20 protein-coding genes are annotated in these 23,318 nt (G+C 63.2%); 10 read left to right on the top strand and 10 right to left on the bottom strand.

Annotation, left to right across the window (positions count from 1 at the left end; translation table 11 throughout):
* Positions 1–12 precede the first annotated feature (12 nt).
* Positions 13–345 (bottom strand): hypothetical protein, encoded by a 333-nt coding sequence (locus Q8Q53_RS05475; protein ID WP_305700738.1) that lies wholly within the window; start codon positions 343–345, stop codon positions 13–15.
* 134 nt (positions 346–479) lie between these two features.
* Here Q8Q53_RS05475 and Q8Q53_RS05470 point away from each other — a divergent pair, with 134 nt between their 5' ends.
* The 9 genes from Q8Q53_RS05470 to Q8Q53_RS05430 all read left to right on the top strand — a co-directional run bounded on the left by Q8Q53_RS05470 (position 480) and on the right by Q8Q53_RS05430 (position 11,475).
* Positions 480–902: a hypothetical protein gene (locus tag Q8Q53_RS05470; protein WP_305700737.1), complete on the top strand. Its 423-nt coding sequence runs from the start codon at positions 480–482 to the stop codon at positions 900–902.
* On the top strand, positions 899–2,245 hold the full coding sequence (locus Q8Q53_RS05465) for a hypothetical protein (RefSeq protein ID WP_305700736.1): 1,347 nt from the start codon (positions 899–901) through the stop codon (positions 2,243–2,245). Before Q8Q53_RS05470 ends, Q8Q53_RS05465 begins: the two co-directional genes overlap by 4 nt.
* A 69-nt stretch (positions 2,246–2,314) precedes the next feature.
* Positions 2,315–4,402, top strand: coding sequence for a hypothetical protein (locus Q8Q53_RS05460; protein WP_305700735.1), 2,088 nt, complete (start codon positions 2,315–2,317; stop codon positions 4,400–4,402).
* Positions 4,403–4,638: 236 nt separating this feature from the next.
* Positions 4,639–5,736: a glycosyltransferase family 4 protein gene (locus tag Q8Q53_RS05455; RefSeq protein ID WP_305700734.1), complete on the top strand. Its 1,098-nt coding sequence runs from the start codon at positions 4,639–4,641 to the stop codon at positions 5,734–5,736.
* Between the two features lie 90 nt (positions 5,737–5,826).
* The gene (locus tag Q8Q53_RS05450) at positions 5,827–7,020 is read left to right on the top strand and encodes a glycosyltransferase (protein ID WP_305700733.1); all 1,194 of its coding nucleotides are present in this window, start codon (positions 5,827–5,829) and stop codon (positions 7,018–7,020) included.
* Between the two features lie 72 nt (positions 7,021–7,092).
* Positions 7,093–8,586, top strand: coding sequence for an O-antigen polymerase (locus tag Q8Q53_RS05445; protein WP_305700732.1), 1,494 nt, complete (start codon positions 7,093–7,095; stop codon positions 8,584–8,586).
* Positions 8,583–9,731, top strand: coding sequence for a glycosyltransferase (locus Q8Q53_RS05440; protein ID WP_305700731.1), 1,149 nt, complete (start codon positions 8,583–8,585; stop codon positions 9,729–9,731). The genes Q8Q53_RS05445 and Q8Q53_RS05440 overlap by 4 nt, the downstream gene beginning before the upstream one ends.
* Positions 9,728–10,294, top strand: coding sequence for a putative colanic acid biosynthesis acetyltransferase (locus tag Q8Q53_RS05435; RefSeq protein ID WP_305700730.1), 567 nt, complete (start codon positions 9,728–9,730; stop codon positions 10,292–10,294). Before Q8Q53_RS05440 ends, Q8Q53_RS05435 begins: the two co-directional genes overlap by 4 nt.
* Positions 10,294–11,475, top strand: coding sequence for a nucleotidyltransferase family protein (locus Q8Q53_RS05430; protein WP_305700729.1), 1,182 nt, complete (start codon positions 10,294–10,296; stop codon positions 11,473–11,475). Before Q8Q53_RS05435 ends, Q8Q53_RS05430 begins: the two co-directional genes overlap by 1 nt.
* Positions 11,476–11,481: 6 nt before the next feature.
* On the opposite strand, the gene Q8Q53_RS05425 is transcribed toward Q8Q53_RS05430, so the two are convergent.
* The 5 genes from Q8Q53_RS05425 to Q8Q53_RS05405 form a co-directional block, all read right to left on the bottom strand.
* Positions 11,482–12,681 carry a hypothetical protein gene (locus tag Q8Q53_RS05425; protein ID WP_305700728.1) on the bottom strand — a complete coding sequence of 400 codons (1,200 nt, stop codon included), beginning with the start codon at positions 12,679–12,681 and terminating at the stop codon, positions 11,482–11,484.
* 1 nt (position 12,682) lies between these two features.
* Positions 12,683–14,899, bottom strand: a complete 2,217-nt coding sequence (locus Q8Q53_RS05420) for a polysaccharide biosynthesis tyrosine autokinase (RefSeq protein ID WP_305700727.1) — start codon at positions 14,897–14,899, stop codon at positions 12,683–12,685.
* 33 nt (positions 14,900–14,932) lie between these two features.
* Entirely contained in the window at positions 14,933–15,586 is a 654-nt protein-coding gene (locus tag Q8Q53_RS05415) for a polysaccharide biosynthesis/export family protein (RefSeq protein ID WP_305700726.1), read from the bottom strand.
* Between the two features lie 41 nt (positions 15,587–15,627).
* A complete protein-coding gene (locus Q8Q53_RS05410) occupies positions 15,628–16,953 on the bottom strand; it encodes an O-antigen ligase (protein ID WP_305700725.1) in 1,326 nt (441 codons plus the stop codon).
* Positions 16,954–17,079: 126 nt separating this feature from the next.
* Positions 17,080–17,397, bottom strand: coding sequence for a hypothetical protein (locus Q8Q53_RS05405; RefSeq protein ID WP_305700724.1), 318 nt, complete (start codon positions 17,395–17,397; stop codon positions 17,080–17,082).
* A 93-nt stretch (positions 17,398–17,490) separates the two neighbouring features.
* Here Q8Q53_RS05405 and Q8Q53_RS05400 point away from each other — a divergent pair, with 93 nt between their 5' ends.
* Positions 17,491–17,613, top strand: a complete 123-nt coding sequence (locus Q8Q53_RS05400; protein WP_305700723.1) for a hypothetical protein — start codon at positions 17,491–17,493, stop codon at positions 17,611–17,613.
* A 10-nt stretch (positions 17,614–17,623) separates the two neighbouring features.
* On the opposite strand, the gene Q8Q53_RS05395 is transcribed toward Q8Q53_RS05400, so the two are convergent.
* From Q8Q53_RS05395 to leuS, 4 genes are all read right to left on the bottom strand, one after another.
* Positions 17,624–19,003 carry a sugar transferase gene (locus Q8Q53_RS05395; RefSeq protein WP_305700766.1) on the bottom strand — a complete coding sequence of 460 codons (1,380 nt, stop codon included), beginning with the start codon at positions 19,001–19,003 and terminating at the stop codon, positions 17,624–17,626.
* A gap of 116 nt (positions 19,004–19,119) precedes the next feature.
* Complete coding sequence (holA, locus tag Q8Q53_RS05390) at positions 19,120–20,148, bottom strand: DNA polymerase III subunit delta (RefSeq protein WP_305700722.1); 1,029 nt, start codon at positions 20,146–20,148, stop codon at positions 19,120–19,122.
* Positions 20,145–20,660, bottom strand: a complete 516-nt coding sequence (gene lptE, locus Q8Q53_RS05385) for an LPS assembly lipoprotein LptE (RefSeq protein WP_305700721.1) — start codon at positions 20,658–20,660, stop codon at positions 20,145–20,147. Before lptE ends, holA begins: the two co-directional genes overlap by 4 nt.
* A complete protein-coding gene (gene leuS / locus Q8Q53_RS05380; protein ID WP_305700720.1) occupies positions 20,657–23,263 on the bottom strand; it encodes a leucine--tRNA ligase in 2,607 nt (868 codons plus the stop codon). Before leuS ends, lptE begins: the two co-directional genes overlap by 4 nt.
* Positions 23,264–23,318 lie beyond the last annotated feature (55 nt).

Below are 23,318 nucleotides of genomic sequence, written 5' to 3'. Positions count from 1 at the left end.
GGGCCGTTGACGTCAACCCTGCTTCACGGAACGCCGATTTTCCGGATAGTTGCGGCGCAGCTGATCGATCGACAGCCAGGAAATCTGGGCGGCCAGCAAGATCCCGAGTTGCCGCACTGAAAACACGCCGAGCGGGAATCGGGCGATGGCAATCACCGCCGCACTCAAGGCGAACGCCAGCGCGTGGGCGCGCAGGAGCGCGCGAAATCGGCGCGAGGGGTTCGGCAGGCGCAGCGTCGCCCGGCTCATGAAGTAGGCCAGCAGCAGCGCGCCGGCAATTCTGAGAATGATGTACAATGCGTCCTCCCCGGCGACAGTCTTAAACAGGGCGGCGTTGATCGACAAGCCATGTCAGTTACTTGGCCAGACTGCTGCAGCGCGCAATCCTCCCTTCGTTTATCACCTTATAAGTTTTGTATTTTCCTACATATATCCATATAGGTTAGTTGAACGGCTCCTTTGATTCGCGAGGAGCCATCATGCCCACACCCATTGAGAACCCGGCACCGTTCGTGCCAAGCCGCGCCGTGGCCTTTGCCGCCCCGGATGCCAGCAGCCAGCTCGTCAGTACGGCAACCCCACTGCCTGTCACCGCCATGGAGCCAGCCCCGCCAGCTCTGACCGGCACGGCCAGTTCCAGCATCCAGATCGGCCCCTATCAGCCAGCGCTTGGCCGCCCGGTCGTGCTGTCGCTGTCCGGCGTTTGGTCCGGGTCCGCGCGGGTGGTGCGCTCCACGGATAACGGTGCCACCAGAATCCCGCTGACGATTGGCGGTGCAGCCTGGGCAGAATACAGTTCAAACTGCTGTGAACCGGTGTGGGAGGAATTCGAGCAGGGCGCGGCGCTGTATCTTGACCTGACCATTACCGGCGGCACGCTCAACTACCGGATCTCACAATGAGCGCCGATCTGATCGCTCGCGGGCTGGCGGCCAAGACCCGCGAACAGGCACTCAAGTCCGCCAACACCATGGCCCTGATCCGCGCCGTTCGGGAAAACGGCGGTTTCGTGCAGCCATCATCAAACCTTGCCGCCGATAACACCCCGACGATCGTGCTGGGCACAAATGCGGCCGTATCCTCCATCAACGGCGCGGCAGCGCGGACCGCCATGGTCCCGCGGTCCGATGCGCGGCTGACGTATGTGTCCGGCATTCCCATGCAGTCCGGCACAACCTATCCGCGCGACGCCTACTTTACGTCGCGGGGGGCCTATTATGGCGCAGCTTCGGCCGGGGGGGCAGCGCTCCGTGCGACCAGTTATTTCGCTTACGAATTCGTCCACACCGGCACCGTATTTGAAATCCCGATTTACGGCGGAGGGGGCGGCGCGGGCGTCAATCTGCGGATTCAGGTCAACGGGGCCGTGGCTGGCACCGCCAGTATCCCCAACAGCACGGGCGGGCTGTATTACGTCAGGATCGAGTTTCCGGTCGCTGGCAAGCGCCAGATCCGGGTCGAAACATCGGGCCTGGGCTGCAACGGGGTGCATGTTGCCAGTTCGGCCGAAATCAGTTCTACCGGCAAGATCTATCCGATTGTCACGATGATCGGCGACAGCTTTCTGGAAGGCTCCGGATCGGAAACCGGAGACATCGGTGCCACCGTGATGGCGCGGGCGCTGGGCTTCAACGCGGCTGTGGCGGGGGTCGGCGCAACCGGGTTGATCAATCCCGGAAACACCAACACCGCAGGTTTCCCGAAAGTCAGTTTCACCGATACGGTCCGTTTGCAGGATTTGACCCTGGCCGGTGTCAGCAGTGCACACACGGCTACATCGACCGCCCCCCGGCTGGGGCTGGTGTTCGGATCGGTGAACGACAATGCACTGGCAGCGGCGGTCTACAATCCGTTTGGCAGCACTTTGCAGGCCGCGATCAACAACCGTGCGCACGCCATCATCGACGCCTGGCTGGCCGCCTGCGCCGGACGCCCGCTGGTGCTGTTTGGCCCGATCTGGCCCAGCGGCGCGCCGAACAATCGTCCGCCGCCTGATATCTATCGGATTCGCGATGGCCTGGCTGAGGCCGCGTGGAGCCGGTCGGGTCAGAATATCTGGTTCATCGACCGGCTCACGATGCCTCGGCGTGAGGGTGTCTATTCCACCGCCAGCGATCAGGCATCGCTTTATACCGGGGGGGCGGCCGGCACGGATCCCACGCACCCCACCCCGGCCGGGCACCGGCATGACGGCCTGCAGGACGCCGCGCAACTGCGCCGCCTGATCCTGACCGAACTGGCCTGAACTGAAACTGCGCGATCACCCTGCTGGTCGCGTGCCCCCCCCCCTTTTGAAAACAACAGAAAGCAGACCATGGCCGATTTTACTTTCACCCAGTTCAATACCCAGAACATCAGGACGGGCACCGACATCATCCTGACCACTGGCCGCGAAACGGCTGGCCAGGGGGCCGGCACCTACATCGCTGATGCCATCGCCAATGCGGCCTTGTTAGCCGCTCACCCGCTGTTTGTGGGTCGCTCCTCGAACGGTCGGCACTTCCGCGCCATGCCGGAAGCCGGGCGGATCGACATTCTGCTCGCTGGCGCAAAGGCGGACGGCATTGTGGATGATAGCGACGCCGTTCGCGCTGCATATGATTATGCCCGCGCAATCGGTGCGGATGGCGTGACCTTCGGCCGCAAGGCGATCCGGCTGGAGGCCATGGCGCTGCCGCCAGAGCCGCTGATCGAAGGCCCGCAGCCAGCACTGGTCATCCCGCCGGAACCTGGCATCCATGATTTCGGCGGCGCGCAGCTGTTCAGCTCGACCGTCAGCCGCAACATCGTCTACTCTCCGCAATACGCCAGCCCGATCATCGATATCCCGCTGATCGCCGATGTCGTGCCGGGTGATACCAGCGTTCGGGTTTCGGCCAGCGATGCAGCCCAGTTGCAGGTTGGCGATCTGGTCTTGTGGCAGCTTGGCGAACTGCCTTACGACACGCCGGAAACGCTGGTCTGGGACTATGCCCGCGTCACCAGCGTCGCTGGCGAATGGGTCGGACTCGACAAGCCCATCCCCGAAGCGCTGATCCTGGCCAATGTGACCGGCCCCAACAAGCGGCTGCGCAAACTGGCCAGACTGGAAAACTGCGTCATCCGCGATGTGACTTTCAACGGGCCGACCGTCGCCGAATCCGGCGTGTCGATTTCCTTCGGCAAGCGCATCACGATCGAACGCGTTGGCGGTCGCAACATTGGTGCCGGGGTCGTCATCGGCCGCTACTGCGATGGCTTCACGGCAATCGACTGCTGGCAGGATGGCACCGACCTGATCCAGCCCAGTTACGGTCCCGCCTTCAATTTTTCCGAAAGCCGGGACGTGACCCTGGTCAGGCCGCAGGCCCGCGGGGTCAAGTCGATGGTTCGCGCCGAAGCGGGCGCGGAAATCCAGATGCTGGGCGGCCATTTTGAAAATACGCTGACCAACTCGGCCGGCCAATCGCTCGGCACTTCGATCTGCGTGATCGAGGCGTCCGGGCGAGGCAACGTCTCGATCCACGATCTGACCATCACCGGCTATGGCGGATACCGGCTGGCCGAAGTCAACAACGGCCAGGCAGGGTATGAAGGCGCGGTCCAGATCACCGGAACCTTGCGCCTGCGCCACCCGGCCATGCCCTTTTCCATTCCGGTGAAATCAATCAACGGCGTGCTGGACATGGAAATTGGCGGTATCCGTGAAGTGCATGATTTCACGCGCCTGCGCCGCTGGTCCCGGCGCTTCATGCTGCGTGATAACGAGTATCTCTATGCGTTCGGCCCGCCGGGGATTCTGGTGCGGGCATCGTTCTTCACCGCTTCCGGCATCACCATCGGCGCCGGCAATCAGTTGACCGGTATGTGGCTGGGCCGTGAGGGCAACAACGGCTCGAACATGACAGTCGCACCGTATGGCCCGCTCATCCCCGGCAGCGAACTGAGCATCCCGGTGTTCGGCGGCACGGTTGGCGGCGCGCAATGGACCCTGCGCAACAGCCGGTTGCAGCTCTTGTGCGTCACGGCCGCAAACGCCGGCCTTGATGCGGCGTGCAAGTTCGTGGAGTTCGAAGGCTGGGTCACCACCCGGCGAGAGCAGGATTACCCCGTCAACGAGAGCGACTGGCTGGCAATGAGCACCAGCAGCGATGCGCTGGAGTCGCTGTTCAAGGCATGGGACCTGCCGGCCCTGGCAGCGGGCTCCACGATGTCCGTCGATCTGCCGATCCCGGCGATGGTATCAACCGATCAGATCGAGGCGGTGCGCGTGACCGGCGGCCTGAACGGCCTGACCCTCGATTCGGTCGAGGCCCGAGCCGGCCTGGCGCGGCTGACGCTGTCCAACCGCACCGCATCGGCCATCGACCGCACGCCCACCGACATGGCCGTTCGCTTTGCCCGGGAACGGGTCGGACGCTGATCGCAGGCAGCATTCAAGGCGGGAAGTGGGCTGCGCAATCGCGCGCCCACTTTTCGTCTTGTATGGTTGATGAATTACGGTAACCCGCTGTTATATACATCGGTGACTCGCCCAGTCATCACTACACGAGGTTGTCTGTGTTCAAGAAACCGACGGGCAAGAAACCCAGAATTGCTGTGATTTGGGAGCAATTCGCATCCTACCATCTGGATCGGGTTGAAGCGGTCGGTGCGCGGTTGGCCGGACAGTTTGATGTGCTGGCGATCGAGGTGGCGACCACATCGCAAACCTACAATTGGCCGCCCTCAGGCGCGATCACGAACGCCACCAAGCTGACACTGTTTCCCGGCCAGTCATATGAGACGATTTCGCCGCTGCGCCGGCTCTGGCGCGAATTGCGCGCGCTGATCGGTTGCCGCACGGTGTTCGTGGGGATCGGGTACGACCGGGCGGATATCATCGCCCTGTCGTGGTTGCTGCGATTGAGCGGCGGCACGGTTGTGATGATGACCGATTCCAAGTTCGATGACCGCAGCCGCTGGGCGCCGCGCGAGGCGCTGAAAGCCATGGTGCTGAAGGCCTATTCGGCGGTGATCGTGGCCGGGCGGCAGCAACGCGATTTTGTCCACTTGCTGGGGCACCACCGCCACCGGGTTGTGCCCGGATATGATACCGTCAGCATCGATCGTGTCAGGCGTGAAGCCTTGCGCAGCCCGCTGCCACCCAAATCCGACTGGCCGTTCACATTTGTCGGGCGGTTTGTTCCCAAAAAGAACCTGTTCAACCTGCTCGAAGCCTATGCGCTCTATGTCAGCCAGGCAGACGGCCCGCCGCGCAGGTTGCAGCTGATCGGTTCGGGTGAGCTTGAAGCCGGGCTGAGGGCGTACTGCGCGGAACTGGATATCACGCACCTCGTGGACTTTCCGGGGTTCCTCTCGGCTTGCGACGTTTCCGCACGGTTGGCGGCGAGCATCGCCTTGATCCTGATCAGCGTTGAGGAACAGTGGGGCCTGGTCGTCAATGAGGCAGTGGCGCTTGACGTGCCGGTGATTGTCAGCACTGCGGTCGGGTCCACCGATGCGCTGGTTCGCAACTTGTGCAACGGCTTTATTTTTGAACCAGACGCGGTTGACGGCATCGCCGCCGCACTGAAATTGCTGGCCGAGGATCCGCAGTTGCGGGACCGCATGTCGGCCGCAGCGCATGAGCGGGCATGGCTTGCCGATACAGAGCGCTTTGCCGATGCCGTCCAGCATCTGGTTACGCGCGAACCGGATGCTGCTGCGACTGCATCGATCGCGCGGTTCGAACGCAGTCTTGCCGAAACGGGGTAATTCCGGCGGCAATAAATGATTGGTAGCGCGGCTGCGATTGGTTAGACATTCCAACGGGTCGACGATGAAACAACAAGGAACTTTGACCCGATGGCGGACAAGCAGCCGACTATTGCCCTGATCTGGGCCCAGTTTTCGGCCTATCACGTTGATCGCCTGCAAGCTGTCGGGCAGCGGCTGGCCGGGCGCGCGCGCGTGTATTCAGTGGAAGTCAGCTCCAAATCGGCCGTTTACGCCTGGGCACCATCAAATGAGGTGAAAGGCACCGAAAAGATCCGCCTGTTCGCTGATGCCCGGTATGAGGATATTCATTTCCTGAAGCGGTGGGCCGCCATGTTCAGAGCCACCCGGAAATGCGATACGGTGTATATCGGGATCGGCTACAATGAACCCGATGCCCTGCTGCTGGGACTGACATTGCGGCTGGCGGGGGTGCGGGTCATCATGATGACGGCATCGAAGTGGGACGATCGTCCGCGCCGATCGACGTTCGAGCTGATCAAGATGCTGCTCCTTTCCCCGTTCAGCGCCGCGCTGGTCGGGGGGGCGCGCCAGATGAGCTACGTCCGCTTTCTGGGTTTCCGGCGGCGCCAGGTTCTGCCGGGCTACAACACCGTGGACATTGAACGCATCCGGTTGCAGGCGCATTCCATTGTGGGTGAGCGCAAACCCGCGTTCCATGAGCGTGCGTTCATTTACGTCGGCAGGTTCGTGACCAAAAAGCTGCTGCATCACACGTTGAACGCCTATGCCGCCTATGTCCGGCAGGCAGGCCCCGCCTCGCATCGCCTGGAAATGATCGGCTCCGGCGAACTGGAAGGCGAATTGCGCGCCCAGTGTGACCAACTCGGCATCAGCCATCTGGTCGATTGGCCGGGATTCCTCGACGCGCCGGACGTCGCGGCGCGCCTTGCGCATGGCCTGGCGCTGGTGCTGGTCAGTCGGGAGGAACAATGGGGCCTGGTGATCAACGAGGCGCTGGCCGTGGGCCTGCCCGTGATTGCCAGCGCCCAGGTGGGTGCCCGCGAAGCGCTGGTTCGCAACCTTGAAAACGGGTTTGTGGTTGAGCCTGGATCGGAAGATGGCCTGACCCGCGCGATGCTGACTGTCGCCGAAAGCGAGGCGGGCTGGGAAAAGCTGTCACAGGCCGCTCAGGATCGCGCCTGGCTTGGCGATACCCAGCGGTTTGCCGATGCGGTCGAACTTTACACGTTCCCGGATTCGACCGCCGTGGCGGAACGGCACGCCCGGTTTGAGGCGGCGATATCGCCGCTGCGCGGATAAGACCGATGCAATTCCGTTGCGGCTCACAATCTGCTACACTGTCATCATCGCTGGAACAGGCTGCCACTCCGCATGTATGAAGCTGCACTAACCCTGTCCGTCATCTCCCTGCTGGGCGTGACTCTCTATTACGTTCGCATGCCGGCGTTCAGCGTCTTTCATCCGCTGTCATTCTACCTGCTGTTCCACGGTTTCATTTTCGTGTTTCGGCCAGTTATCGCTCACCTCAACGACTTCCAGTTCATTTACCGCCTGTATCAGTTCACGCCGTCCTATGAGGACAAGCTGACTGTCATTCTGGCGTCCAATCTGGGTATGATCGCCTTTGCATTCTTCAGTTTGCAGGCCGGCCACAATCCGATGCGGTTCAAACAGGATACGTTTGCGGTTGCCGAACGCAACCGGCTGGTCGCGACGGCAATGTGGGTTCTGGCCATTTGTCTCCCGATCGGGGCCTATTCACTGCAACTGACGTGGGAGCGCGCCACCGCTGATGTCAGTATCATGGTGATGGATGCGGGAACCGGCACGTTCATCAACACCAGCGGCAATGGCTACCTGGCTGAAGCCCAGCTGATGCTGGCCACAGCCTGCGCGATGATCGGGTGGCTGTTCCGCTTCCGGTTGCTCGCGCTGATGCCGCTGGCCGCTTTCGTTATTTTCCGCGCAGGGACAGGCGGGCGCGGGCCGTTCGTTTCGGCGGCGGTATGCCTTGGGCTGCTGTATCTGTATGAACATCGCCAGAGAGTGCCCAGCCCGCGGGTTATCGGGCTGGCGTTGGGCTTGATCGGCCTGTTTGCCGTTATCGGGCTCGACCGCGGGGAATCCGTGCGTGCCCTGGTCAGCGGCTCTGAAGTTGAACAAGTGGGCCTTCAGTCTGACGACCAGAAGTGGCTGGAAGGCATGGATTTCGGCAATCTGGAGTACTTTGAGTATCTGGTATACGCGGTTCCGCAGCGCACCGGCAGCTATGAATACTTCGCCAACAACCTCATGCTGTTTACCGAACCGGTTCCGCGCGTGCTCTGGCCAGGCAAGCCCGTCGGCTCGCCGATCAAGTTCTTCGAGCTGTTCGATTATGGCTTTCCAATCGGAATGACCCGCTCCCTGCCGGGTGAAGGCTGGACCCAGCTAGGCTGGCTTGGCGTCATCATCTGGTGCGGATTGTGGGGCCTCGGCCTTGGCACGCTGTACCAGAAGTTCACCAACGGCACGCAAACGACGTTCGCGGTGCTGGGCTACATGGTGCTCATGTCCACGCTCGTGGTGGTGTTCCGTGACGGCAGTCTTGTCACCATCATGCGCCAGGGCATATTCTATTTCGCCCCGATCCTGCTGTGGAAATTGCTTTCCAGCCAGCTCGGCGTCCCGCTGGCTGCACCGCTTCGCGCTGTGGCGCAGCGACGGCTGCGGATGGCCAAGGCCGCAGCAGCAGCTGCGCATGACCCCGAACCATCAGCTTCCCCGGGATCGGCAATGCCTGCGGCGGTGCAAATTCACGTACCCCCGGCCGTGGCGCGGCGGCGTGCGAAGCTGGCGGAGCTGAAGCAGGCTCACAGCGCGTGAACGAGGGCATCGCCGGCAAGCGGATCGGCCTGCTCACCGCGTCCGCCTCGCGGCTGGGCGGGGGGGTTTCAGAGGCTGTGATCGTGCAGGCCGAAATGATCCGCGCCGCTGGTGGTGAGGCCGTGATTTTTGCCCTGGCTGACCAGCATACGGCCGAAGATGCTGCGCGGTTTGCGCCCTCTTCCGTGGTTGCCTGCCCGGTTACCGGACCGCCGCAGGTTGGCTATGCCCCGCAACTGGTTGACCGGTTGCTGCAGGCTGATCTGGATTGTCTGCATTTGCATGGGATCTGGATGTATCCATCGCACGCCGGGGCGGCGTGGGCGCGTACAACCGGGCGCCCATATCTGATTTCACCGCACGGCATGCTGGACCCGTGGATTACGGCGCGCGGGCGCTGGAAAAAGGCGCTCGCCCGGATCGGCTATGAGCGCAGGAGCTGGCAGGCGGCAACCTGCTTCCACGCGCTGACTGGGCGCGAAGCGGCAGACATTCGCCGGGAGGCTGGCCGGTCCGATAGCGTGATCGTGCCAAACGCAGGCCCGGATTGTTCGCCCCCGGTGACTGGCCCGCGTGAACCGCGGCTGCTGTTCATCAGCCGCATCCACCCCAAGAAAAACCTCGCTCCACTGGTTGCCGCGTGGAGCGATCTGGCCGCCGAAGGCGCACTGCCTGACGGAGCCATCCTGACGATCGCCGGTTGGGGCGAGCAGGATCACGTTGCCGAGTTTGAAGCGACGCTGACCAATGCACCGGATTCGGTTCGGTTCATCGGCCCTTGTTTCGGTTCCGCCAAAGCCGAGGAACTGGCCCGCGCGCGGTTCCTGATTCTGCCATCGCTCAGCGAAGGGCTGCCGATGACGATCCTGGAAGCATGGGCAGCGGGTGCGCCGACGCTGATGACCACGGAGTGCAACCTGCCGGAAGGATTCGCCGCCGGGGCCGCGCTGGATTGCGGAATGACCCGCGAAACGATCAGGGCGGGGCTGGTCCAAGCGCTGGCAATGCCGGCGGATCAGTGGCTGCAAATGGCGCAAGCGGCGCAGAAGCTGGCCGGCGACGGGTTTTCAGCCAGCGCAATCGCGGCGCGCTGGGCCGATATCTATGCCAGCCTGAGTTCCGCCCAATCGGACCGGGCGGCATGAGCGTTCTCGACGCGAACGAGACCCGCCCGCTGGAGGGCGGGGCCAGCTTTTCACTGGCAAACCGGCTGACCCGGGTCGTCTGGGGCCTGACCTGGCTCCTCCTGGCCCGGTTCACGCCGCCGCCGCTGCATGCCTGGCGGCGGCTCGTGCTGAAAGCCTTCGGCGCAAAGGTCGGTCGCGGGGCGCGGGTTCACGCCAGTGTCCGGATCTGGCTTCCGGCCAATCTGGAACTCGGCGACAACACTTTGGTCGGTCCGGGCGCATTGCTGTATAATCAGGGGCAGATCCGGGTCGGCGCGCGCACGGTGATTTCGCAGGGCGCGCACATCTGCGCCAGCACGCACGACATTCACGATCCCAATTTTCAGCTGGTCGTTCGCCCGATCACGATCGGTGAACACGCGTGGATCGCGGCCGAGGCATTTGTCGGCCCCGGCGTGACCATCGGTGACCGCGCCGTCGTTGGCGCTCGCGCGGCGCTGTTTCAGGATGCGGAGGCCGACGGCGTCTATTCAGGCAACCCGGCGCAATTCGTCAAGCAACGCAAACTGCGCCCGGCGTAATGTCCCCCGCCGAACTGCGCCCACTGTTGCTTGACCTGATCGGAACCGGCCCGCAGCCCGACCTGGCGCAGTTGTCACCCGATGACTGGCAAGTGCTCGATGCAATGGCCGGGCAGCACCGGCTGCAACCCTTGCTGCATGTGCAACACCGCGCAAATCCTGCGATCGATCCCGAAATAGCCGGGCGGTGGGCGGCGGCCTTTCGGTTCCAGTCGATCCTGGCACTTCGCCAGAAGGCCGATCTGGCAGCGACGGTAGCACTGCTGCGGGAAGGTGGATTTCCGCCGACCGCGCTCAAAGGTGCCTGGCTGGCATGGCATGTCTATCCCCAGGCCGCGATGCGCCCGCTGCGCGATGTCGATCTGCTGCTGGATAGCGCGACAGTTATCCCAGCCTATGAATTGCTGACCGCAAACGGGTATCATATCGCTGCCGATGCCGAACTTTCGCTGCATGAGGCGCTCCTGCTGGAAAAGCATCTGCCGCCGCTGTTCGCACCGGGGGGCACGTGCATCGAACTGCATCACCGGTTGTGGGAACCGGATGGCCGGATGGATCATGCCAGCCCGCTGGAAATCGATGCGGCGGTGCGGGCAGCCGCAGTAACCGAAGCCGATGGCATCAGCTATCCCGCGCCAATCGACATGTTGGCGCACCTGATCGCGCACGCAATTTACAGCCACCGGCTTGATTGCGGACCGTTGCTGCTGACGGATATAGACCTGATGCTGCAACGCAGGGCGATTGACTGGACCACCTTCTGGCACCGCGCAGAGCGGGAAGGCTGGTGCGATGGCGCTCGGCTGGTGCTTGAACTTGTTGCCCGGTATCGACCCGCTGCGCCAATCCAGTTTTCTGCGGACGCTGCCTCGCCTGTGCCCGCAGCGATCCTTGCAGAAGCGCCGCAGTTGCTGCTTCAGGATCTGACCATGCGTAAAAGTGCCGGCGCACTGGCCAGCGTGCGCAAACAGGGGCTGACAGGGCTGGTCAACCGGCTGCTCGGCCGCCGAAGCGCCAGGGCGGGACCATCGGTTCAACGCGAAATGAAGGCTGATGGCGGCTATTTCGGCTGGATCGGCAATCGGCTGCGCCGGACTGCGGGTGATCTGGCCCAATCAGATGTCCGGTATCAGGCCCGCGCCATGGCGGAACTGAGCCGCTGGCTGGACCAGCCCCGCTAAGCCCGTTCAGGAAGCCGGCTCAATCGCGACATTATCGATTTGCATGGTTGCAGCGCCGGGTGCCAGCCAGAGCTGGAGAAACGGTGCCGGACAGGCTCCCGCAAAATCAAGTTCCACGACATGCTTGCCCGCAGCCCAGACACCAGGTTGCAGGTTGGCCTGCTGACGTTCCAGTCGGCAGCTCAAGCTTGCCAGCAGTCTGGCCGCAGTGGCGGCATCAGCTGCATCGCTGGTCCAGCTGATCCGGTAACGTCCCTGCGCAAGCGGAACAGCCTGATAGGCAATCGGCACCCGCGCGGCGCTGCTTGTGCGGACCTGGAGCGCCTGGCTTTCATCGCCGGAATTGACAAATTCCAGTTCAAGCGCGCCATCGCCGGGGAACTTCCAGTCAAACGGCGATGGGGCGGCGATCTTGTCCAGATCCGAAAATTTCCCGTTCGCGACCATGCCGGTCTGTGCTGCGCGGGGACAATGCCCGCGCCACAGCTGAACGGCAATGACCGGATACTCATTGGTCAAGGCAGTAGTCAGCGCTTCAATCCGGTCACAGCCAAGGCTTGATCCACGTCCAGCGGCAGCGATCAGCACGTTGGCCCGGCCGGCCAGTTGATTGGCGGTCTGACCCGCGTTGGGTGTCGCGTAAGTCACGCTCCACGGCACGCCGTTGGCAATCCGCTGCGCCAATGCATCGCGGCCCTGGGGGCTGCGCTCAAACAAACCGGACGCCTGATCGATGATCGGCGCGCGCGGCCATTGCCGGGCCAACGCCCCGAACCGCAACGCCGCATTGCCATAATCACCGCCGCGCAGCGCAGCCTGCAACCAGAAGACCTGCGTCAGCGCATCGCGCCAACCCAGACTGGCGGAAACCTTGAACGCGGCCAGCGCGCCTGCGCCGTCACCCCTTGCCAACCTGGCCGTGGCGAGATGCCCGACCGAATCGATCGCCATGGGATCGCGTGCCACCAGTTTCTGCGCGGCGGGCAACGCCGCACCGGCTTGCCCGGCTTCGCGCAGCTGCGCCGCAGTTCTGGCCAGCACGCGCTGCTGGAAGGGTTCGGGAACAAACCGCGTGAAGGCGGCGCTGTTGACAGCCGCACGATCAAACGCCGTGGCAGCCGCCAATGCCCCATAGCCAAGCAGGGCCACAGCGGCAGTGGCGAGAACCGCGATTCGCCTGCCACGCCGTGCCGGTGCGATTGCCATATTAGCCCTTCTTCGAGTCGGATTGTTCGTAAGTGTAGTACTGATAACCGTAATACTCGGAGTAACGGTTGCCCGAACGGGTCGGATCGAACTTCGTCAGCACAGCCCCCAGCAGCACCGGACGCATCGCCCGCAGGCGGCGCAGCGCCGTCTTGAGCGATCCGCGCCGACCGCGATCGGATTCGACCACGAAGACCACGCCGTCGACCAGCGCCGACAGCACCGGCGCGTCGGCCAGGCCCAGAATCGGCGGGCTGTCGATCACCACAACGTCGAACTTGCTGGCCAGCTCGGTGACGATTTCTTCCATCCGGTTGGATGACAGCAGTTCGGTCGGGCTGGGCGGAACCGGCCCGGACGAGATCATGAAGAACGTTTCCTGCGCAGTCGGCAGGATCACCGATTCGACGGCATCCTGCGTGGTCAGCAGGTTCGTCAGCCCGCGCTCGTTCGAATAGCCGATCCGGCGATGGACCGATGGACGCCGCAAGTCGGCATCGACCAGGATGACCCGCCGTCCCATGCGCGCAAGACCCGATGCGGTAGCATAGCTGGTCGTCGTCTTGCCTTCCAATGCCTGGGCAGAGGTAACCAGCATGACATGCGGCAGGCCCCCCGTGGTCGAATAAAGCAACGAACCACGCAGCGAGTTGTACGCTTCCGATATCGGCGATTTTGGATCGCGCAGCGCGGCATCCGGATCGCCATCGGTGGCCTTGGGCACCACACCCAGCAGCGGCAGGCGCAACTTGTGCTCAACATCTTCCGGCACGCGGATGGCGTCGTCCAGCTGATCCTTGAGGAACACGGTCAGCGCAGCCAGGCCAAAGCCGACGATCAACGCGATTGCCATATTCTTGAACAGGTTGGGTGAACTGGGGAACTGCGGACGTTCGGCCAGATCGATCACCGACACGTTGCTGGAACTGATCCCGGCGGTGGCGTTGAGTTCATTGTAGCGCTTCAACAGGCCGTCATACAAAGTGCGGTTGGTATCAGCGTCACGCTTCAGCAGCCCATATTGAACATTCTTGTCCTGCTCCTGCAGGGTTTCGGACTTCAGCATGTTCAATTGCTGGAGCAGCGCCTGCTCGGCCGATTGCGCCGCCAGATATTCGCCGCGCAAGGAATTGCGAACCGACGAGGCAACCGCCTGCAATTCGGAGTTGATCTTTTCGAGCTGCGCCCGCTTCTGCCGAACGGACGGATAATCGTCGAGATGGCGTGCCAGGTCTTCTTCCAGCGCCGCCTGAACTTTCGCGCGCTCGGTCATCAGATTGTTGACGGTCGAGTTGGCAAGAACCTCTCGTGAGGACAGCAGCGACCCGGCACTGATTGCGCGCCAGCGCCCTTCGGCAACCACGCGGTCGGATTTCGCCCGGTTCGTGGCCTCGTTGATCTGGGCCAGGCTGGCCGTCGTGATCGAACCCCCGGTATCGGACGAACTGGATCCATCGCGCCGGACCGGTGATTCCGTCCGCACCAGGCCCGCGCCGCGGGCATAATCGTTCAGCTCACGCTCGGACGTTTCAACCCGCGCCTTTGCCTCATCCAGCTGGTTGGCCACGAAATCACGAGCATAGGACGAACTGTCGAACTTGCGCTGGAGATTGGCCTGAATGAACTCGGTCGCGAACGCATTGGCCAGCGTGGCCGACAGATTGGGGTCGGCGCTTTCGAACTGGATCGTGACGATGCGCGAATCGCGCGGCAAAGTAACCTTGAGATTGGCCTTGAGCATTGTCAGCACGATGTTGCGCGACATTTCGGGCGAGACATCGCCTTCCGGCGGAGCAAGCTCCATCGCGCTGTAAAAGTCTGGATTGCCTTGCAGCTTGAGCTTTTGCGCCACGCGCTGCGCCAGCCCACGGCTCTTGAGAATGTCGGTCTGCGTCTTCAGGAACCGGTCCACATCATACGCGTTCACCGATTGCGCGGTCGAATCGTCATTGTCACCGATCACGCGGTCGCTGGCGTCGTTGATCTGAATTGTCGATGCCGCGGTGTAGCGCGGGGTGTCGAGCAGGGTCGAGACGATCGAGATTGCCAGCGAGACCAGCATGATCGCGGCAATCAGCAGCAGATTACTGCGGATCGCGGCGACAATGTAACGGAAATCGAATGCACCGCGGGCCTGGGTCTGGAACGCATCTGATTCGTCCGACAGGTCAACGGTGTTGGCCAGTTGGATTTCGCGCAAGTTATGCTGGTCGTTCATGTCAGTTATCTGGTCCTGCTTAACTGGCGCGGGTCATTTGAAGATGTAGAACAAGTTGAGCAACGGCGCGGTCTCTCTGACATCACGCCAGAAGCCCTTTGCACCGGAATAGCCAACTACAACTGTATCCCCGCCGATGATCTGGGGATCAGGCACCCGCCCTGCCCGGACATCATTGAGGTCAAACCGCGCGCCCATCCGCCTGCCGTCAAGGTTGCGGAACACCAGTACTTCATCAAGCTTGGCCGTGCGGGTGGGGCTCTTCGCGCGGGCAATCGCGGCCAGCAGCGTCGTGCTCACGTCGGCCTCATAGACCCCCGGCTCTTCGACCTGGCCTTCGACCGCGAAATTGGACTTTGCCCGCTCCGAAACGGTAACCGATACTTGCGGATCGCGGATGTAGCGCGCGCCCAGTCGCCGGGCGAGTTCGATCCGCAGGTCCTCTGGCGATGCGCCACCCGCGATCACCTGCCCGGCCAGCGGCACCTGCACGAAGCCGGACGTGTCGACGACGTAATCGTCTTTCGACAGTTCAGGTTCGCCAAACACGCGGATCGACAGGGTATCGCCGGGTCGGATGCTCTGGGCGACCAGATCGTCCATCGCTTTGACCGGTATGGTTTCATAGGCCGACATGCCACTTGGCAAGTCGATCCGCTTGGCCAGCGCTGGCGCAGCGGAAGCCACGCAAACAGCACAGGTCAGTGCCGAAGTAATCAAGAATTTCATCATAAGTTCGTCGACTCTCGGGGTCTGGTCGGCTGCTCGGCAAGACGCGGGGCAAGTACCATTGCCGCCGCCACCGCAATAAGTGACACCAATGCCATGGATCGGAACGGATAATCAACCAGCGAATGTGTCGCAGTAAGCGAGATCGTTCCAGCTGCGAACACCGCCTGACCGATTGGCAGCTTGTGCGGCGAACGAAGCGCGGTCCACACGCCCAGCAACACAATACCTGCGGCGATCGCCCAGCAGATCGACAGCGGAATGCCGCCCTCAAGCAGCAGTTCAAGATACTCGTTATGAGCGCGATTGGGCAACGTGCCGCCGACCGCTTCCAGCCGTTCCGCCGGTGAAATCACCCGCGTGAACGTGCCCACGCCGCTGCCCACCGGCCAGTATTGACCGATTGCAAACATCGTGTCGCGCCAGATATCCGGACGATATTCGCCCGTGAAATCAAAGCGGGCGAGCACTTTAGCAATGGCATTGGTTTGCCATGCGGCAAATGCGGCCACCGCCAGAGCTCCGCCCAGCGCCAGCCATTGCCAGACCTTGACGCGCAGCGCCGAAATTACCCGTTCACGCCGCAGCAGGTAGAGGCCCCACGCCAGGGTGACCGGAACCAGCGCAATCCCGGCGCGCGATCCGGTCAGCACGGCACCGAGCACCAGCACGAAGCTGATGATGACCAGCGCGCCAAGCGCTGCGCGGCTCTTCGCGGCAGCAGCGCTCCAGCCCGCCAGCAACGCAAGAATGGCGATCAGCAACACATCGACCTGCGCGTTGCGGTTGGCCTGAAAGCCAAACAGCACCCCAGGTTCCCCGCTGCTGTAGAATTGCAGCGGCCCTTCGCCGCCGCCCGCCAGCTGTCCGGCCCCCACCGCCACCGACAACAAGCCGAAGCCCGCAATCACGCGCAGCAACAACTGACGGTCGCGCGCGCCCAGCGTGGCGACCACCAGCACGACCACAAACGGCGGCAACAATGACAATACGGCATCCAGCGTCCGCTGCGGTGCCACAGTCCAGGGCCGCCACGCAGTATCCTGACCAACCAGCGCCAACGCCTCACGCAGGGATTCGCGCCCGGGAAGCGCTTGCCAGACCGCAGGCGGCAACGGGATCAATTGCAGCAGCGGGATCGCCGCGATCAGCCCCAGAACCAGCCAAACCTTGCGGCCCACCGGCAGGCTGTCCGCACCGCGCAGCGCAAGCCAGCCGAACAATGTCACCGCCGCCAGCAACTGGCAGAGCAGTTCGCTCAACGGGGCCGGCGTTCCGCCGCCGCCCAGCACCAGCATCGAAAAGACGAAGCCGACTGCGAGCACACGCCCGTTCCGAACGCGCGTTGCACTGGTGGAATGTTGGTGAAGGATCATCATACTCCGGACAAAAAAAAGGCCCGCGCCAAAGACGGGGCCTTTTTGTATTCTTAGTGCAGTAACAACGTGCGATCAGCCGTTGCTGCTGCTCCCCAGAGCGATGGCGATCCCAATCATCGCACCGGCGCCGAGCAGGATCGGAAGCGCGCTTTCGCCTTCGCCGTCGCCCTGGCCAGCACCGTAGCAAGCACGGTCCTGCTTCAGGGTGGCGACCACGTCGTTGCCCTTGACTTCGGTCTTGCACGCATCGGCTTCAGCCGCAGCGGCAACAGCCACACCTTCGACCGCTACGGTCGGAAGGGCGGCAGCGGAGCGAGTTTCGCCCGTAGCGGCAACACCGGCGCTAACCAGCCCAGCCGCAGCAAGCACTGCAAAAAATTGTCCAGCCACAAGAATTCTCCAAATCAGAAATGCAAGAGGTAGTTAACACACGCAAGCGCATCTAGTAAAGCGCTGTTGGCATTCCGATTGTAGGAATACGACATGATCCGCGTTTTTTCGCTGCGTTGCAGCAAAATCGGGCCGAAGATGCGCCTTTTACGGCCATCGGGTCAGATCGATACCGACAATCCGCCCGCCATGGCGCACTATGCCGAATCGGCGTGAAACGGGGCAATCAGTATGCCCGATCGTGGATCACCACGCGCAATGTCCGCAGGATGATGGCCAGATCGCGCAGGATCGACCAGCCTGCCTGATATTCCAGATCAGCCTGCAAACGCTGGGTCAAATCCGCCTCCTGCTCCGTCGCACCGCGAAATCCGCGGATCTGGGCCAGCCCCGTCAGGCCCGGTTTCAGGGCATGGCGGTGCGCGTACCGCGAATCGATTTCATAAAACAACCGATCTCCGGCTTGCGAGGCCAACGCATGGGGGCGTGGGCCGACGAGGCTCATCTCGCCCTTCAGCACGTTGAACAGCTGGGGCAGCTCATCAATGCTGGTTTTGCGAAGAAAAGCCCCAAAACGGGTGATTCTGTCATCGTCGCGGCGGGTCGATTGTGCGCCCGCAGCATCGCTTGCGGCCACCCGCATCGACCGGAACTTGTAGATCCAGAAGAACTGGTTGTTCCGCCCCACCCGGCGCTGCAGAAACAACGCCGGTCCGCCGTCCTGGAAGTGGATCAGCGCCGCGATCACCAGCATCGGCAGCCCCAGCACGATCACCGCTGGCACGGTGAGCGCCAGATCAAACAGCCGCTTGAGCACGCGCGAGCGCAGGCCAAGCGGACCGGACGACACCACCACCGAACTGATCCCGTCGAGTCGGCTGGTGCCAATGATCCCCAGCGTCTCCACTTCATTGTCGACGATCTCGCCGCGCATATGCCCGCCCTTGAGCACCAGCGCCCACAAGTGACGCCGTTCTGGCGGGCAACTGACCACGACCCGGTCCATGTTCCGGATCAACTGGGCAATGCGGTTCAGCGCATGCGGATCTTCGGACGAAGGCACGATTGCGGCCTGGGCTGCATTGATCCGCAGGGCATTGGGCGCATCGAGCGGCGGTCCGCCATCGTCGATCAGCAACAGATTCTCGGCGCGCGGGCCAACCATGCTGCGGATGCGCGACTGGAGATTGACCCGCCCCCAGACGATCATGAACGCGGCGGCCAGGCAGCCCAGCCCGAACCCGGCGCGCGACACCAGCAAGCTGGAGCGCGTCAGGAACAGCAGCACGATCAACGCCAGCACTGCCAGTCCCAGCGCCGCGACCACGCGCTGCAAGCCATAGCTGCCGTTCACCAGGGCGGGAACGGAATAGGTGCGATTCGTCAGCGCAATTGCCCAGAACACCGGTAACAACAGTTGCGCGGCCGGCCACAGCGATTCATCGAATGGACTGCCAAGATAGACATAACCGGCCGCGCCAAAGCCAAGCAGCAGCAAACCCCCGTCAGCCAGCAACTGGGCGAGGTAAATTTGCAGTCGCCGCCGTTCCAGCGACGCGACAACGGGTATCGGGCGGTCTGGACCGGCAGAAGCGGCCACCGTCATGTCAGTCACGGCAAAAAATGTCCCAGTTGCGCGCCCGTATGCAGCCTAACAAGCCAAGCCGATGATAGGAACACCTAATTCTGCTTCGCGGCTGCAAACAATCGCACCGCATTGGGTCAGCGCTTGGCTGCTGCTCGCGCAATTTCGGCGAGTCCCTGTGCCAGCAGCAGCTCCGCCTGCTGGCTGTTGACGAGCAATGCCCGGTGCAGGCCGATCAGCTTTTCGACCAGTCGGGCCAGCCGCGGACCGCGCCAGCGGCGCAATTGCGCCCCGATATCGCGTTCATCCTTCCAGAAGATCCGGCGCGATGCGACTTCGGCCTTGATCAACTCACCGATATCGCCGCGCGGACCGGCCTTTGCGGCCAGTCCCGCCAATTGCGCGGCGCGGCGCTCAACCGCCAGCAACACGCCCACCGGGTTCAGCCCCAGTTCGCGCATCCGGCGCAGTTCATGCGGCAGCTTGGCGACCTCACCGCCCAGCACGGCGTTGACGATCGGCATCAGCCCATCTTCCTCGGTCCGCGCCACGATCGCCTCAAGCGCGGCGAGATCGGCATTGCGCGGAGCTTGCGGGCTGGCATCGAGGTAGAGCGCCAGCTTGGTCACTTCCGACTGCGCCAGCCGCAGGTCGAGCGCAGAGGCCCGGGCGATCCGTTCGGCCAGATCGCCGCCCAGCCGCACCCCGGCAGCATCGGCCAGATCTCGCACAGACGCGGTGAGCGTGCGCAAATCGGGCGGATAGAACATGGCGACCAGCGCATCGGGGCGATTCGCCAGCAGTTTTGCGGTGCGCGATTTGTCGGTCGCGCTGGTTGCCACGATCAGGACCGGGCAGGCCTCAGCCGTGCCGGACAGCAGCGTTTCAACCGCGTCGTGCGCTTCATCGCCGTTGGCGCGGACCCAGATGTGGCGCTTGTCACCGAACAACGAGGTGGAGCGGGCTTCATCGCCCAGCCGCACCGGATCGCGCCGCAAGTCGGCGCCGGACAGTTCCACCCGCTCGCCCGCGTCGGGCAGCAGCGCGGCGATCTGGGTGGCGGCATCCTGCACCCCGGCTTCATCAGGCCCGCAGAAAAAGAACACGCCCGCCTCACGCGCGAAGCGCGGGGCCTGGCCTTTGAAGTCTTTCTGGGTGGCCTTCACTGGCCCGAGGATTGTTCACGCGCAGCGGCGCGCAATTGCAGCGAGACGCGGGTGATGATCCGGTCTGCCACCGACTTTGAAAGATTTTCCAGCGCGGTCTGTTCGGCCGCGATGGTCGCGTATTCCGATGAAACCACGTCAATCCCGGCGTCCGAACCGGCTGTCGCGTCGAGCAGGATGTCGCCGCTGGCCAGATCGACCAGCTGGTAACGCGCCCGCAAGGTCCGGCGTTCGCGGCCGATGGTGTCATCCGACAGCAGGCCAAGCCCTTCCAGCTTGTCATCCAGCCGCACATCAAGCCGGTAGCGCGCCGGGGCGTTCTGCCCGCCCGCCGCGCCGAGCCGGTCAACCAGCGCATTGCGCATCAGCCAGCCTGCGCGCCCCTCGATCGCCGGAACCTCAACCGCCGCCAGCCCTTGCGCGACCGCGCCGCCAGCCCCGCCCGCATACATCGGCTGAAGCCCGCAAGCAGACAGCAACGCCGTTGCAACAAGGATGCACAGCCGCTTCATGCGACAAGGTTTACCAGACGGTCGGGCACCACGATCACTTTCTTCACCGGCTTGCCATCCAGCGCACGCTGCACCTTGTCAGAGGCCAGAGCAAGCGCCTCAAGTTCGTCCTTCGGCGTGCCCTTGGCAACCGTGATCGTGTCGCGCAATTTGCCCAGCACCTGGACCGCGATGGTCACTTCGTCCTCGACCAGCAGCGCCGGATCGACCGGCGGCCAGGCGGCATCGGCAATCAGGCCTTCGCCGACCTTGCTCCACGCTTCCTCAGCCAGATGCGGCATCATCGGCGCGGCCAGCAGCAGCAGCGCGCGGATCGCGGCGGAGCGGCTGGCAGACGGCGCGGCCTTGTCGGTCGCGCTGGTCAGTTCGTAGATCCGCGCGACCGCCTTGTTGAAGCTCAGCGCCTCGATATCGGCGGCAATCGCGGCGACCGTCTGGTCGCGCTTGCGGTCAAGCGCCTTGTCCTCGCCGGTCGCGGCGGCGTCATACTGCGCGAACAGCCGCCACAGCCGCTGGACGAACCGGGCGCAGCCTTCGATGCCCGCCTCGGACCACGGCAGATCGCGCTCCGGCGGGCTGTCGGACAGCATGAACCAGCGCACGGCGTCCGCGCCATACTGGTCGATGATGTCATCGGGATCGACGACGTTCTTCTTGCTCTTCGACATCTTGATGACGCGGCCGATTCTGACAGGCTCCCCCGTCTCCCTCAGCGTTGCTCCATCTGATGTGCGCTCGATCTCTGTTGGCGCTACCCAGCTAAGATCGGTCATTTCGACGCTGGGATCGAACTCGTCATCAGGCCAGAGTCGTTCGAACTCGTCTTTGGTAATCGGACGCGTTCGCTCAAGTTGATAAGTCTCATGCGTCACCATCCCTTGCGTAAACAGGCTGGCGAAGGGTTCCTTGACGTTGATCTTGCCGATCCGTTCCAGCGCGCGGGTCCAGAACCGGGCGTAGAGCAAGTGCAGAATCGCGTGTTCGATCCCGCCGATATACTGTTCCACCGGCAGCCACTTGGCGATCACTTCGGGATCGAACGGCTTGTCAGTGGGCTGGCTGGCGAAGCGCAGGAAATACCACGACGAATCAACGAAGGTATCCAGCGTATCGGTTTCCCGCACCGCAGCCTTGCCGCAACTTGGGCAATCGACGTGCTTCCAGGTCGGGTGGCGCAGCAGCGGGTTGCCCGGAATGTCGAAGCTGACGTCTTCGGGCAGCGTGACCGGCAGCTGCTCCTTGGGCACCGGCACGACGCCGCAGGCTTCACAATGGATGAACGGGATCGGCGTGCCCCAATAGCGCTGGCGCGAAACGCCCCAGTCGCGCAGCCGCCAGACGGTGGTGCCGTGGCCCCAGTTGCCGACTTCGGCGCGGCTGATCACTTCGGCCTTGGCCGCTTCGACGTCCATCCCGTCGAGGAAGCGCGAGTTTACCAGCGCGCCGGGGCCGGTGTAAGCTTCGTTGCCAACGAACACCGGATCGGTCAGGTCGCCATCGGCCACCACGCGGGTGACGGGTAGGTCATACTTGCGCGCGAAGTCCAGATCGCGCTGGTCATGCGCCGGGCAGCCGAACACCGCGCCGGTGCCGTAATCCATCAGCACGAAGTTGGCGATGTAGAGCGGCAGCTCGATCGCCGGATCGAACGGATGGGAAAGGCGCAGACCGGTGTCGTAACCCAGCTTTTCCTGCGTTTCGATTTCCGCCGCCGTCGTCCCGCCCAGCTTGCACTGCGCGATGAAGTCCGCAACCGCCGGATTGTTCGCGGCCTGCGCCTGCGCAATCGGGTGATCGGCAGCGATGGCAACGAAGCTGGCACCAAAGATCGTGTCCGGGCGGGTGGTGAACACCTCAACCTCGGCTCCGCCATCGGCGCTGTGGAAGCGGAATTGCAGGCCCTGTGACTTGCCGATCCAGTTTTCCTGCATCAGCCGGACCTTTTCCGGCCAGTTGTCGAGGTTGCCCAGCCCTTCGAGCAGTTCATCGGCAAAGTCGGTGATCTTCAGGAACCACTGGCTCAGCTTGCGCTTTTCGACCAGCGCGCCGCTGCGCCAGCCGCGCCCGTCGATCACCTGTTCGTTGGCCAGCACGGTCATGTCGACCGGGTCCCAGTTGACCGCCGATTCCTTGCGGTAGACCAGCCCGGCCGCATAAAGATCGAGGAACAGCGCCTGTTCGTGGCCGTAATACTCCGGCTCGCACGTGGCGATTTCGCGGCTCCAGTCGAGCGCGAAGCCGAGGCGCTTCAGCTGCGCCTTCATGTTGGCGATATTGTCGCGGGTCCAGCCGCCGGGGTGGACGCCCTTTTCCATCGCGGCGTTCTCAGCCGGCATCCCGAAGGCGTCCCAGCCCATCGGATGCAGCACTTCAAAGCCCTGCATCCGCTTATAGCGGGCCAGCACATCGCCCATCGTATAGTTGCGCACGTGGCCGATATGGATGCGCCCCGAAGGATAGGGAAACATTTCCAGCACATAGCTGCGCGGCTTGGGCGAATTGTCATCCGCGCGGAAGCTTTGCGCGTCGTCCCATTCGCGCTGCCAGCGCGGATCGGCGGAAGTCGGATCGAACCGACCGGTATCTTGATTGGCAGTGGTCATACCCGCCCCTCTAGCCGCACGGTGCGGCTTGTCGAGGGGGGAGTTGAGCGGAAGC

The organism is Novosphingobium sp. (assembly GCF_030699305.1).
Lineage (GTDB): Bacteria > Pseudomonadota > Alphaproteobacteria > Sphingomonadales > Sphingomonadaceae > Novosphingobium.
Note: the sequence above shows the minus strand (reverse complement) of the source record. Positions and strands in the feature narration are given on the sequence as shown.

Excerpts from the sequence above, each read along its gene's own strand:
- Q8Q53_RS05470 (WP_305700737.1), top strand. The coding sequence starts at position 480 with ATGCCCACACCCATTGAGAACCCGGCACCGTTCGTGCCAAGCCGCGCC.
- Q8Q53_RS05465 (WP_305700736.1), top strand. The coding sequence starts at position 899 with ATGAGCGCCGATCTGATCGCTCGCGGGCTGGCGGCCAAGACCCGCGAA.
- Q8Q53_RS05460 (WP_305700735.1), top strand. The coding sequence starts at position 2,315 with ATGGCCGATTTTACTTTCACCCAGTTCAATACCCAGAACATCAGGACG.
- Q8Q53_RS05450 (WP_305700733.1), top strand. The coding sequence starts at position 5,827 with ATGGCGGACAAGCAGCCGACTATTGCCCTGATCTGGGCCCAGTTTTCG.
- Q8Q53_RS05445 (WP_305700732.1), top strand. The coding sequence starts at position 7,093 with ATGTATGAAGCTGCACTAACCCTGTCCGTCATCTCCCTGCTGGGCGTG.
- Q8Q53_RS05435 (WP_305700730.1), top strand. The coding sequence starts at position 9,728 with ATGAGCGTTCTCGACGCGAACGAGACCCGCCCGCTGGAGGGCGGGGCC.
- Q8Q53_RS05430 (WP_305700729.1), top strand. The coding sequence starts at position 10,294 with ATGTCCCCCGCCGAACTGCGCCCACTGTTGCTTGACCTGATCGGAACC.
- Q8Q53_RS05425 (WP_305700728.1), bottom strand. The coding sequence starts at position 12,681 with ATGGCAATCGCACCGGCACGGCGTGGCAGGCGAATCGCGGTTCTCGCC.
- Q8Q53_RS05420 (WP_305700727.1), bottom strand. The coding sequence starts at position 14,899 with ATGAACGACCAGCATAACTTGCGCGAAATCCAACTGGCCAACACCGTT.
- Q8Q53_RS05400 (WP_305700723.1), top strand. The coding sequence starts at position 17,491 with ATGATCCGCGTTTTTTCGCTGCGTTGCAGCAAAATCGGGCCGAAGATG.
- Q8Q53_RS05395 (WP_305700766.1), bottom strand. The coding sequence starts at position 19,003 with ATGACGGTGGCCGCTTCTGCCGGTCCAGACCGCCCGATACCCGTTGTC.
- lptE (WP_305700721.1), bottom strand. The coding sequence starts at position 20,660 with ATGAAGCGGCTGTGCATCCTTGTTGCAACGGCGTTGCTGTCTGCTTGC.
- leuS (WP_305700720.1), bottom strand. The coding sequence starts at position 23,263 with ATGACCACTGCCAATCAAGATACCGGTCGGTTCGATCCGACTTCCGCC.